Genomic DNA, 11886 nt, shown 5'->3' with positions numbered 1-11886 from the left:
TCACGGCCGCCACGCTCGTCATGTTCACCGGCCTGTGGTTCATCCTCCCGAGGGCACTACGCCACCCAACCCCTTGACGCGCTCGCCAGGATCCCCCCGACGTGGTGTCGGCCGACTGCCGAGAATGCAGGGTCAAGTTGAGCAGGTGCGCGATTGTCTACGCAGAGGGACCTTGCACCTCACTGGTCACGTCCACCGAGCAGTGCAGACTCCGATAGGAGCAGATAGCTCGGAGCGGCCTGGGCGTTGCTGCGAATCAGGTTCCCTGGAGCCTGATGGCTGTTGGACTGTTACCTCTGAAAGAAGGCTTGAGGTGTGCTCCTCAAGGTGCATCGACGAGCGGGACGAACAAGTCGAGCCGGGGACGGTTTGACCATCAGCCCTCGTCCAGGGCGAAGAAGCTGTTGTCAGTGCCGTGGCATAGGTTGGTGGGCCGCCGTGTCGATAGACGGCACAAGATCCCGGAAGGCCCTGCCCGTGCTCAACGTCAAAGAGTGCCTGCGTGCACTGGAGATACCCACGCGGGTTAGAGGGCTGACAGAGAACCAGCAGTTCGCTATCGCTTCCGGTCTCGGTTTCGCGGTGCCCATGCTCATGTTCGCAGCCATCGCCGCGGGCTCCAAGGTCTGGCTGATGGTCCAGCTCCCAGTCAGCGTGGCGCTCGCACTGCCCGTACTCTGGCTGCTCAAGCCCTGGTACGAGGGGCTTCCCAAGGAGAGCCAACGCCGGTTCACCGCAGCTCCCCTGGCGTACTACCTCATCCTCGTGACGCTGTTCGCGTGGCTGGCCCTGGTCTCGGCACCGGACGACCGCGGAAAGGCTGCCGGGCTGCTGCTTCTGGTGTGGTGCCTTCAGTTCGTCTACGGGACTGGCATTGAGCCGAGCAACTTCGCGGTCGAGCGCCTTCGAGGCCGGCTCGGCAGGGCCGCGCCGGTGAGGACCCTGGCCCTCTGGTGCGGGCTGATTGGCGTGCTGTGGTTCATGCAGTACACCCAGGATGACGCGCGGTTCCGGCCAGTTCTGCTGGGAGCGACCCTCACCCTGGGCGCGGCCGGAGCCGCCGTAACTCTGAAGGTGTTCGCGCGAGTGCGGAGGATCTGCACCCAGTTGCATCTGCGGACAACGGACATGATCAGATCCCTGGAAGAACTCGGCCGCGCTCCAGACGCCGATCGGCAGGGCAAGCAGGCGGCTGCTCGGCGTGCCTGGGATGTTCTGGAGGCGACTCTGCTTACTCGGGTTGACACCGGCTTTCACCTGGCCGGTTCCTTCGTGCTACCGGCCGAATCCATCACGGAACTGGAGCACACACTGATGGCGGTCGTAGACGCACCGCATCACGACGAGACCAAGCATCAGCTCGCCGTTGCCGACCTCCAGGCGATCCGTGCCGCCTGCCGAGGGCGCATCGACGTTCTGGCGTAATCCTTGTCGTACGAAGACGAGATGAGGGCCGCCCCGAAAGGGCGGCCCTCATGCCTGGAGGACGGTTACTTCACGGGCCAGTCACCAAATGGGATGGGCGGCAGTTCACTCGCACCTCGCCCCGCTTCGTCGAAGCCGCAAGGGGTGCAGATGAAAACGTCGCGATCAACGGTGAGCCGGGAACGTGCGGGCCGTTCACCGAGCGGGCCGCCACAGCGCGGGCAGCGGGTGTCGGGCACGGGTCACTCCTCGGGGTGCTCGCGGGCGGACTTGAGGATCAGGTTCCAGGTCGGGCGGGAGTAGGTCTTCTCCGTCTGCTCCTGGAGTGCGGGGATCAGTTCAGCGTTCTTCGCTCCGGGGTTCGCCGCGATGGCCTGCCGGGCGAGGGTCAGCCGCTCGTCTCCCTGGTAGGGGTAGGCCAGTCCGCGGCGGCCGGTGGGCCGTCCGCCAGCGTGCCCGCGGCCCTTGCGGTCCGCGAGGTACTGCCACAGGCGCCAGCGCTTCCACTTCGGGCGGCGCCGGGTCGGAAGCTCGTCCCAGTCGTCGGGTGCCGGCCACCCCTCGGGCGGGTTTTTGACGTAGTGGGAGACCGTGGCGGAGTCGGCGAACCCACAGATTTTCGCCGCCTCGGCCGGGCCCACCATCTCTTCGGGGTCGCCGTCGAGCTTCGGCGGGTTGGTGGTGTTCGCGGCGGCGCGCCGCCGCTGAAGCTCGTGGTGCCACGTCGCCCATACGTCACCGTCCCAGTGCATGACGCCGTCGATGGTCTCTGCGGGCGGGTGCCCGTTGTTCTCCCGGTCGGTCCACAAGTTCTGAAGCGTGGGCTCGCTGATGCCGTGAACCTGGCGCAGGTCCGCGCGTGAATAGAGCCTGCGGCCGGCGGTCTTGCGGGGCACGGTCGCCTCCTGTTCTTGGTCGTTGGTCGTGACCGCTCAGCGCGGTCACTGGATGTCGTCCGGGTCCAGGGCCGGCGTCCACGTACGGCTGCCCGCCGGTTCGAGCCGGGTGAGGGTGGCTATGTCGGCCAGGGGGACGGCGGCGGCCCAGTCGGCACGGCCGGGGTGGTCGACGGGGAGGTTGAGCACGAGGTGTCGGCCGGTCGGGGGGAAGTCCTCGACGATGACGAAGCTGTCGGTGGGGTCGGCGCCGATGCTGTTACCCCTCGTGAGCTGGGCGATGTCGCCGGGTTGGGGACAGTCGGGGTGTCGGTCACATAGCATGGTGTGGTCTTTCTGGTGAGAGAGACACCGACGGCCAGCGCCTTGTTGCCCTTGTGCGCTGGCCGTCATCTGTTGTCTGGGTGCGTGGCGTCCCGTGGGACGCGCGGCCGGTCGGAGGTTGCCCGCTCCGCTGACGGCGGAGTAATTAAACCACCTTTGGGTCGAGCCAGGGCGGGGACCTAGTCCGCGGGACGGCGGTCATCAGAAGAGGGCCCCTTGATCTGCGGGGCGGTGGTCCCGGTCGCGTGGTGGCCGGGTGATGCGGAGTTCGTAGCGGGGGCGTCCCGCGTGGGGCGGAGCGTGAGCTTCGCGGCGGTACCGTCTCCAGGCCACGACGGGGGCGCCCTGGTCCACCCAGCCCGCCGGGTACCGGGCGATGAGCTGAGCCCAGCGGCTCCGGCTCCGCGGGACGGCCCACCGGTCCTCAACGGTGGTGATCGGCGGCAGTGTCCGCCAGCCGGGGAAGCAGTGGTCGTGGGCATCCTCCACCGCCTCGTTGTCACCGTCGCCGAACCCGTCGCCGGAGTGCACGGGGCCTTCCCAGTCGCACGCGAGACACCCGCCCCGGAACTCCTGCTCGTCTCCCCGGCGGCCGGTCGGTCGGCTGTGGGAGAGCAGGGTCGGGGTGTGGTGTGCGGGCGGGTCCAGTTCGTGGCCGAGGTCGCAGTACGCGCCGCCGGGGTGTCCGGACTGGATGTGCCACGCCTGCCCGGTGCTCGCGGGTGACTGGCGCGTCCGCGCGTTGCGCACTCGCCAGTAGTACGTCTGCCGTGCCCGTGCTCCAGTCGGCTCGGCGACGGTGGCGGTCATGACTTTCTGCTTCCGGCGGCGAGCACTTCGCGGAGCGGGTCAGCGAGCACGGCCTGTTCGTCGGGGGCGCCGAGGAACCGGGCCCCGTACGCGCGGCGCACGGCGCGGCGGGCGTCCTGGTGGCGGTCGAGCTCCGGGTAGTACGGCGATCGGTCGAGCACGACATAGCCGTGCTGAGTGAGCACGCCGGCGATGAGCGACCGGATCTGTACGGGGTCGAGCGCGGCGAGGTCGGTTTCCCTCGGGGCCGCGAGGAGTGCGCGGATCAGCTCGGTCGCGCTGAGCCGGGGGTGGAGGGGAACGCTGAGCCGGTGGACGCCGTCCCGGCTGGGGGTGGCGGCTCCTCGGCGGCTCGGCGTCCTGGTGGTGCTGCGGTCTTCTGTCGTCTCGTCCATCGTGTGGGCCTTCGATGACTCAGGATGCTGGCGGGCGGCGGGGGTCAGAACAGGGCGTGTTCGGCGCGGGCGGCGGTGCGAAACAGGTGGGCGGCGTCGGCGGCGGTGCGGCCGGGCTCGGCGCTCCATCGGTCGATGACCTCGCGGTGAAGGGCCTTGGCAGCGGCCTGCTCGTCGGCGTCGACGGGGTGACCGGTGAGGGTTTCCGCGAGGATGCCGAACGCCTGGTCGCGGGCACGGTGGATGCGGTCCCAGCCGTACGTCCGGCCGGCGGCGACTTCGAGGGCGCCGCGCGGCCAGCACGGCAACGTGGCCGTACGGCCCGGACCGGCGAACAGGCGGGGGCCCTGGTGGATGCCGACGTGTTCGATGTGGCGGGCGGCCCATTCCAGGATCGCGGCGGGGGTGTCCGCGATGACGAGGCTTTCGGGGGTGTGGCGGGTCTGCACGGTTCTGTCCTTCAGGAAAGGCGGGGGCGGCGGCGCGCTGCCACCGCCCCCGGTGGGGTGGCTACTGGTAGAGAGAGGGGCCCGCCCCGGCGCGCTCGGCCGCCGGGGCGGGCGGGGCGTGGTTTACGCGGCCTCGGCCTTGGGCGGCTGCTGCATCTCGTCGGCGCTCTTGCGCCCGGACACGTCGTCGTAGGGGGCGGTCCAGGTCCAGTCGTCGTGTCGGTTGCCCGTGGCGCGGACGATGCGCTGACCGGTGCCGTTGTGAATGTGCGGGATGGTCACCGACTTCGGGTTGACCCGCAGGACCTCGTACCAGGTGCCGCGGTAGAGAACGAAGTCACCGCGTGTGAAGTCGGCCTTCGACCAGACCCTGAAGCCTTCGGCCTCGGCGTCCTTGATGATCTGTTGCCAGTGCTCGATCTCTTCGGTAAGTTCCTCGTGCCGGATCGTCAGTTCGGGGTCGTTGGGATTGCGGGAGTAGCCCTTGGCAGACTCGCCGCGCTGCCACTTCTCAACCGCGCGGAGGTCAGCCCGCAGCTTGTCGAGACGGCGGAGCGTGCGACCGGGGTCCTTCTTGAACCGCTCGTAGTTCGCGGCGGCCTGCGCCCGGCCGGTCCAGTGGTCGGCGCGGTCGCGCTCGCCGATGCTCTTGCGCATCGCGTCGTCCATCCGCGCGTGATCACGGCGGGCCCGGCCCTCGGAGTGGTGGCCGATGAGGATCGGCTGACCACCGGCGAACCGCTCGGATATCTGGTGGCTCTTCTTCCACGCGGCCTCGGAGTTTCGAGTGGCGGTGGTGGCGTACCCGCCGAACCTTTCCGCCCGGCCTTCGGCCTTCTCTTCCCGCTCCTCCTCGGCCTCGGAGAACGAGCGGCGGTCGGCGTTGTCGATGGTCAGCGTGACCTCGAAGCCCGCGTCTCGGAGTCGCTGGGCGAGGAGTTCGAGCGAGGGGGTGTAGGTGGCGTGGTCGCGGCTGTGCGGGAGGTACCAGCAGTCAAGGTTCCTGCTCCAGCGGAAGGGCTGGCGCTGGGTTCGGCCGTACTCGCGGAGTCGCAGGATCTCGGCCGATCCGTCGCCCCGGCTTGTGCCCTCGATCAGGGTTCCTTCTCGGCGGGTGTGGGTGATCTCGATAGTCACTGAACTGGTCTTTCCTGGTGAGAGTTTGTGGTCCGGCCGCAGGGCGGACCGTGCGTTGGCAGCGGCGCTGCACCACCGGCGCGGGCCGTGAGGGACGATCGGCTCGCGGGTCGTCGCGCCTGCGCGACGACAGGGGCTGTCGCGCCCCCGCGGGGCGCGTCCACTGCGGCCCGGTGCCCGTCGTCGGTCGGCGGAGCCGCCTGCGGCGGAGTCGGCCGGCGGCGGTGAACGCACCGGACCTGTCCTGCCGCCCCGAAGGAGTGTCCGCTGGGGTGCTGGGGGCCTGCCGGTCCGGAGGTGTTGCCCTCCCCCGGACCGGCGGGCCTTGGTGTCAGCTGCGGTGGAGCGTGTGCCGGGCGGTCGGATCGGCGTCGGCCAGTCCGGTCCGCTCGCGCCATGCCTGGCGGACGGCGGCGCGGAGCGCGTCCCCGTCGTCGTAGGCGAACCGTCCCCGGCGCAGGCGGCGGACGATGTCGCGGAAGGTGTCGCCGTGCATCGTGGTCAGCGTGTCGTCCAGCGGGGTCAGCTCGTGCGGGAACATCGCCTGGACGCTGTCGCCCGGCTGCGGGGCACCGAGGGTGAAGAACCAGACCACGGACATGGTGGCCTCGTCCGCGAACTCCGGCCCGCCGAACGGGCCGACGACGACGGCAGGGCGGGTGTCGAGCTGGTGGCCCCGGAACCAGGGTCCGCCGATCACGAGCGTCGCGGTGGGGAAGTCCTGGACGATGGGCTTCTGGTCGGTGGTGAGCATGTCGTGTCCTGCCTGGTGAGAGGTTCCGCCGGGGCCGGTCGGCCCCGGCGGGGGTGTCGGTCGGGGGGTTGCCCGCCCCCTTCCAGCACCATTAATTAAACCATGTTCTTGGGTCTGCGTCAACCGGTCAAGGCAAGTTCGCGGCGGCGCTCGGCGGCTGCGGTGACGGCGCGGGCGATGGCGCGGGCGGTCTCGATGACCCGGACGGCAGACTCATGCACCGGGGGCCTCTTGTCCTGGGTGACGATGCCCGCGAGCGGGGGCATGACGGCGGGACCCGGAGTGATGTTGAGAATGAGCGCGGCGACATGGGCGGCTGAGGCGACTTCGGCGGCGTGCTGGCCGGGAAGGGGGGCGTCCGCCTCGGTGATGCGCCGCCACGCGTGGCCGTAGAGCAGGATGCGGACGGCGTTGTCTGGGGCTTCCTGGGTGAAGTCGAACCCTCCGACCTGCTCCGAGCCTTCGTGGTACTGGTCGCGGTACTGGTTCACCAGGACTTCCCGGATGACCTCGGCGGCGAGCGGTGCGGCGGCGGGCGGCTCGTAGGCGTCGCCGTCGGTCTGGCTGATGTCGAAAACCGGCCCGGCCTTGAAGCCGGACACCTTGCGCACCTCACCCTCGGCGGCCCCGCCGGTGGCCTCTCGCTGCCCGCCGTCGGCGGCTGCAGCCATGACCTCCTGGGCCCCCTCGGGCCGCCGCTTGATCGGCGTCCAAATGCGGAGGGAGGTGGACCCCTTGACCGGGAAGCGCCCGGCCTTTCGCCAGTCTCTGGAGCTGAGTACGCGGGTGGCGTGCGGGCACTGGGCGGCGATGGCGATGCAGTTGACGGGGCTGCGGTCGTCGCGGTCCGGGTGGGTCAGGTTCGCGGCCGTGCGCATGACGGTGGCCCAGAATTCTTCGCTGCCGACCATCGCGCCGTACGCGCGATCCATGACGGCTTCGAGTTCGCCGCGCATCTTGGCGCTGCAGGTCCGGCGCTCTTCGTCGGTCATCTTCGGCTTACGGGGCATATCGCGGTCCTCCTGGTGAGAAATCGGCGTCCGGGGCCGGCTGGCCCCGGGATGCCAGTCGGGGGGGTTGCCTTCCCTCTTCCAGCATCACTAATTAAACCACGTTCTAGGTTAGGGTCAACCCGGATACACGCCCTGACCTGCTCTTTGTCCGCACCTTTGTCCGCACCACCGACCCGCACCCGCTCGGCCGGGCCCGGCCACAACGGGCCTGGGCGGGGTTCCCTCCTCGGTCGGACAGCTCCGCCGTATCAGGGTTCCGGGCGCGGTGTCCTGGCTCGCGCAGCGACCGCGCAGCGGCCCGGCCTGGACTCCGTGCCCGGGTTCCTGATCAGCGCACTGCACCGCAGGCACCGAGAGAGGTCCTCAGCATCTTCCTGGGCGAGCTCCAAAGTGGGCGCAATTTCCCGGAGCTGTGCGACCAGGGAGGCAAGCGCGTCCGCATCTACGCCATGGTTGACCGCCTGAGTGATGTTCTCGCCCGTGGCGAAGTTACTGCCGGGCGCGTCCCCCTGGACGACGTTGCTGTCGTAGAAGTTGTTCGTAACTCCTGAAGCCTGCGACGGTTGGGTCATCATGAAGGTCCTCAAAGTCTGCTTGAAGTGGGCGAACCTGGTACCCAACGGTGTCGGCTGGACGCGGGCGAAGCCGTTGGCCTGATCCACTCTGAGAAGACCCTCCGCTTCAAGGAAGTGGACAGCGGCGAACACCTCGTCCCACGTGACCTGGGTCCCGGCGAACCACCAGTGCTCATCGCCGGCGAACCCCTGAAGACTCGCCGATCCACCGGCAGGGGCGTGCTCGTAGGCCCAGCGTACGAGCACATTGTGGAGGTACGCCTCGCGCTCGATCTTCGACCCCGATCGACGGAGCAACTCCCGAGCGTGCTCTAGTCCGTTGCCTGTCAGCTTGACGAGATACGCGGATCCGTTGGCCTGCACCTTGGCGCTCATGTACCCCCGCGCCACCAGCAACGAGACGATAGCGTCCTTCTCCTGCTTGTCGATGATGACAATGGGATGCCTCTGCTGCTCGTTGAGGTCACCGTGCTGGACACAACCCATGATCGAGCCAGGATCCAGGAACCTGCTGAGGCTGCCCTCCGATTTATCGAGCGCGTGCAGGAGGAACTGCTCAACATGCCGCTCGGTCGTCATGTCGAAGGATCGTATCCCCAGCAGGCGCGAAGCTGCTTCGGGACAGCCTCGGCGGGTTCCCGCCGAGGGGTTGCCACGACTCCGACATCTGACGGGCCGCACCCTTAACCGCCGGCGCCCCGGCATCATCACCACAAGCTGGACTGCACCACCGGATGTCGGGACGCCGGACGGATGATCGGGGCGGATACGCTCGCGACGGGTACGGTTGCTGGGTGCGGGGTGCCCGCACAGGGGCAGTGACCACCCTCGTCCTCCCACCGCTCGGCGGCTTCGCGCTCGGCGAGGGTGACCGGCGTCCGGTACAACTTCCGTGCGCTGGAGTCGAGCGGCGGCAAGCGGCGGGCAGCGGCCTTCTGGTCGTCGCAGCGCTTGTACCTTCGGCGGATCTTGGCGAACCGCGCTTCGTAGGCGGCCTGGTCGCTGGCGTGCAGTCCGGCCGGATGAAGGCGGGCCAGTTCAAGGGCGGCTTGTCCCATCGGGGTTGGGGTCAGTACGTGGGTGCCGTCCTCCTGGCGGACGGCGACGAGGAAGCGCGCGACGAACAGGGCCTGGGGCCGCTCGCGGCTGATCCGGCGGCCACCGTTCCACACGCCGTGCCGTGCTGTCTGCCGGGCTCGCCCGTCTCGCCAGTACAAGCGTCCGGATTCGGCGGCCTCCAGCACCCGGACGTGTCCGGCCGTCCAGCCGAGTTCGGCAACGTGCCCTTCCGCGAAGTACCGGTTCCTCGCCGCCTGGTCCCGGTTCTCCTGGTCCATGCCGGTGGCCGCGCGCTCCTCGGCCTCCCGCTCGGCTTCTTCCCGGTGGCGTTCGATCTCCCGCTCGGCGTACTCGGCCGCCGTCAACTTCCGCTCCAGCTCCGCCCGCAGGTCGGTGGCCGTCGTCTCGACTCCGGCGGCCGACTGCGCCCGAACAGCGTGGTCGACGGCCTCACGGGCGCAGTACAGCAGGGCACTGCGCGGCACGGTGGGATCGTCGGCGTACTGCTCGGCACGGTCGGCGTACTGCTCGGCCTCGACGGCTTCCTTGTGGGCCGCATGCATGGCTGCCTCCAGGCGGGAGGCGGCTCCGGATCGGCTGCGGCATGCGGCGGTCATGGCGTCGTCGGCTGCGGTGACGGCGAGGATCGCGGCCTGCCTGGCGACCTGGAGACAGTTCTGCGGAGACGGCTCTCCTGCCAGGGCGACCTGACGTTGGGCGGCGCGCGCGTTCTCGGGCATGGGTGTTCCTCGGGGTCTCGGTGGTGCAGTCGGCGGCGTGCCGTTCCTCCGTGGTGGAGGTGCCGCCCATGGTCGCGCGGAGCGCGATGGACAGTGCCGTCCTGCCCGCAGGGCACGCCCGTTGGCCCGGCGTCGGGACGGGGTGGGAGGGCCGCCCGCGGCCCGGACGTTCCGGCCAGCTGCGAGCCGGGCCAGGCTGAGCCGTCCCGGAGGGACGCCCTTTGTACGGGGGCCGGTGAGCGGGGCCGGCCGCCGACGCGGTCGGGCCCGGACGGCGGTGGGCGGAGCGTGGGGTGGACGGCTCGATGCCGTCCGCCCCACGGCCCGGCGGCCGGGCGGTGGCCGGGCGGTGGCTCCCGCCCGGCCGGGCCTGCTACGCGGCGACCGGTTCGCGTGCGGCAACGCGGCACCGGGTGAGTACGGTCTGTGCTGTCTCGCCGTAGATGCTGTGGTCCTTGACCGTGCCGGTCAGCTCGACCTCTTCGCCCTGGTCGGGGACGGTCCCGGCGCTGCTGAACCAGACGAACACGTTGCCCTGCGGGTCCTGGAACTTCACCAGTCGGCGGCGCTGGGTCTGGTAGCCGTATGTCCGGCCCTCCAGCTCGATCACGGTGGTGACGGTGGCGGTCGTCGTGATGCGCTCGCCCACAGTCCCCTGCGGCCGGGAGTTCTGGGCGGCCTGCTCGGTGGCCTCTTTCTCCTGGTCGCGGCACCAACCCGCGATGGCGGACACGAGCGTCGGCAGGTGGCGCGGGTCAACGGTCTCGCCCTTCGCCAACTGGCCCATCTTGTGGCGGTAGTCGGAGAGGCTGCCGTATCCCTGGACGGCCCATGCCCGGACGGCGGCGGCGGTGGTCGGCGCGTCGGGGTCGGCGTCGATGGCGGCCCGCCAGTCCATCGGGGCCTTGCGGTCGAAGAAGTACGCTTCGACGCCGCCGGCGGTTGGCGGGGTGTTCTTCCACTGCTCGGACCGGCTGTAGAACCGGCCTTCGGTCTTGACAATGGCGGCGGTCACCCGCAGAACCTCGATCACGGGGACGCGGAGATCGGCCGGGATGCCGACCCCCTCGCCGTCCCAATCGGAGTCCTTCAGCGTGCCGAACCTCCAGAGGGCCTCAAGCCCCTTGATCGGCAGACCGGTGTACGGCTCCACGCACGTCGTGCCCAACTGGCGCATCTCGCCGTTCTCGTGGCGGGCGAGATACGTGGCGGTGCGGTGACGGGACACGGCGCACCCGTGGCAGAAGTTCTCGATGGCGCGGTACTGGCGCGCGGCCTCGGCGTCCTGCTCGGGCAGACCAGGGAACAGGCTGGTGATCGTCTCGCCCTCCTCGTCGTGGTCCAAGCGGGCGATGACGGTCCAGCCGTGGTGACGGGGGATGTCACCGGAGATCGTCACGGTGACGGTGGGGCGCTGGCCGATCAGGCGGTCGTCAATGTCGTGGTAGTCGGCAAGGAACGGCTTGGAGATGTCGAGCGCGTACGCGCTGAGGCGGTGAACGGCGGCGCGGGCGTTGGTGGCGTCGACAAGCTGACGGACGCGGGACTGGGCCGTGGCGGGGACGGAAAACCGCATGGCTGCGCTGGTCATCGTGGGTACTCCTGCTGGTGAGAGAGGAATCGAGGGCCCGGCCGGGCGGGTTGCCCTCCGCCTGCGGCCGGGGTCGGGCCGAATGGCGGCCGGTGGCCCGGAGGGGGTGTTGCCCTCCCCCTCCGGCGCCATTAATTAAACCATGTTTTGGGGTGTGGGGCAAGCGTCCCGACCGGGGATGTCGAGTGCGGCGCGGTCGCGCAGGAACGCCGCGAACAGCGCGGCGGTGTAGCTGTCGGCGGTGCCGTACGTGCGACGGCAGTCCAGCGCGCCGATGCGTGCGCCCCGGTGGTGGACGGGGAACGGCTGGCCGGGGGCCGGGATGGCGAGCGCGTACAGTCCGCGCGGGGTGTCCACGCGCAGGACGACGGCGGCGGCCTGGTGGTCGTAGGCGGCAGACCAGCGGGCGGGCCCGATGCCGAACTCCGCGAGACCGGACGCGATGGCGCGGGCCTGCATGATGTCGGCGGTGGTGCCGGGGTCGGGCTCGGCGGGGGCGGGGACGCATCCGCAACCGTGGTCGTCGGCGTGGGTCTCGAACAGAGCTGTACGGGTCACTGTGGGGCTCCTGGGGGTGCCGGGGCGGGCGGTTCCCGCCCCCGGCGTCGGGCGGCTGAGGGGGTTAGTACTGCAACCGCATGTGGGGGTCATGGCCTCGGCGTTGGTAGTGGCAGCGGCGGGCTCGGGCTTGGCTGCGGCGTCGGAAGTGTGACCAGCG

At 69.9% G+C, this 11886-nt stretch carries 13 protein-coding genes; 1 reads left to right on the top strand and 12 read right to left on the bottom strand.

What is annotated here, in order from left to right; genetic code table 11:
* Nucleotides 1-477 precede the first annotated feature (477 nt).
* Nucleotides 478-1425 carry a hypothetical protein gene (locus tag ACF08M_RS40870; protein ID WP_392190388.1) on the top strand — a complete coding sequence of 316 codons (948 nt, stop codon included), beginning with the start codon at nucleotides 478-480 and terminating at the stop codon, nucleotides 1423-1425.
* 242 nt (nucleotides 1426-1667) lie between these two features.
* Here the strand turns inward: ACF08M_RS40870 and ACF08M_RS40865 are convergent, their stop codons facing one another.
* The 12 genes from ACF08M_RS40865 to ACF08M_RS40810 all read right to left on the bottom strand — a co-directional run bounded on the left by ACF08M_RS40865 (nucleotide 1668) and on the right by ACF08M_RS40810 (nucleotide 11726).
* Nucleotides 1668-2321, bottom strand: coding sequence for a hypothetical protein (locus tag ACF08M_RS40865; protein WP_392190387.1), 654 nt, complete (start codon nucleotides 2319-2321; stop codon nucleotides 1668-1670).
* A 45-nt stretch (nucleotides 2322-2366) separates the two neighbouring features.
* Nucleotides 2367-2645 (bottom strand): DUF6211 family protein, encoded by a 279-nt coding sequence (locus tag ACF08M_RS40860; RefSeq protein WP_392190386.1) that lies wholly within the window; start codon nucleotides 2643-2645, stop codon nucleotides 2367-2369.
* Between the two features lie 201 nt (nucleotides 2646-2846).
* The gene (locus tag ACF08M_RS40855) at nucleotides 2847-3455 is read right to left on the bottom strand and encodes a DUF6349 family protein (RefSeq protein WP_392190385.1); all 609 of its coding nucleotides are present in this window, start codon (nucleotides 3453-3455) and stop codon (nucleotides 2847-2849) included.
* Nucleotides 3452-3850, bottom strand: a complete 399-nt coding sequence (locus ACF08M_RS40850) for a DUF6181 family protein (protein WP_392190384.1) — start codon at nucleotides 3848-3850, stop codon at nucleotides 3452-3454. The genes ACF08M_RS40855 and ACF08M_RS40850 overlap by 4 nt, the downstream gene beginning before the upstream one ends.
* Nucleotides 3851-3894: 44 nt before the next feature.
* Entirely contained in the window at nucleotides 3895-4299 is a 405-nt protein-coding gene (locus tag ACF08M_RS40845; protein ID WP_392190383.1) for a DUF6197 family protein, read from the bottom strand.
* Nucleotides 4300-4422: 123 nt separating this feature from the next.
* Complete coding sequence (locus tag ACF08M_RS40840) at nucleotides 4423-5436, bottom strand: DUF3560 domain-containing protein (protein WP_392190382.1); 1014 nt, start codon at nucleotides 5434-5436, stop codon at nucleotides 4423-4425.
* 331 nt (nucleotides 5437-5767) lie between these two features.
* Entirely contained in the window at nucleotides 5768-6190 is a 423-nt protein-coding gene (locus ACF08M_RS40835; protein ID WP_392190381.1) for a DUF6409 family protein, read from the bottom strand.
* 119 nt (nucleotides 6191-6309) lie between these two features.
* The gene (locus ACF08M_RS40830; protein WP_392190380.1) at nucleotides 6310-7200 is read right to left on the bottom strand and encodes a hypothetical protein; all 891 of its coding nucleotides are present in this window, start codon (nucleotides 7198-7200) and stop codon (nucleotides 6310-6312) included.
* A gap of 251 nt (nucleotides 7201-7451) precedes the next feature.
* Nucleotides 7452-8357, bottom strand: a complete 906-nt coding sequence (locus tag ACF08M_RS40825; protein ID WP_392190379.1) for a hypothetical protein — start codon at nucleotides 8355-8357, stop codon at nucleotides 7452-7454.
* 128 nt (nucleotides 8358-8485) lie between these two features.
* The gene (locus ACF08M_RS40820; RefSeq protein WP_392190378.1) at nucleotides 8486-9577 is read right to left on the bottom strand and encodes a hypothetical protein; all 1092 of its coding nucleotides are present in this window, start codon (nucleotides 9575-9577) and stop codon (nucleotides 8486-8488) included.
* A 373-nt stretch (nucleotides 9578-9950) separates the two neighbouring features.
* Nucleotides 9951-11168 carry a hypothetical protein gene (locus ACF08M_RS40815; protein ID WP_392190377.1) on the bottom strand — a complete coding sequence of 406 codons (1218 nt, stop codon included), beginning with the start codon at nucleotides 11166-11168 and terminating at the stop codon, nucleotides 9951-9953.
* Between the two features lie 135 nt (nucleotides 11169-11303).
* A complete protein-coding gene (locus ACF08M_RS40810; RefSeq protein ID WP_392190376.1) occupies nucleotides 11304-11726 on the bottom strand; it encodes a hypothetical protein in 423 nt (140 codons plus the stop codon).
* Between the last annotated feature and the right edge of the window lie 160 nt (nucleotides 11727-11886).

Source organism: Streptomyces sp. NPDC015032 (assembly GCF_043080425.1).
Lineage (GTDB): Bacteria > Actinomycetota > Actinomycetes > Streptomycetales > Streptomycetaceae > Streptomyces.
The sequence above is the reverse complement of the archived record's forward strand: the minus strand, read 5'-3'. Positions and strand labels throughout refer to the sequence as shown.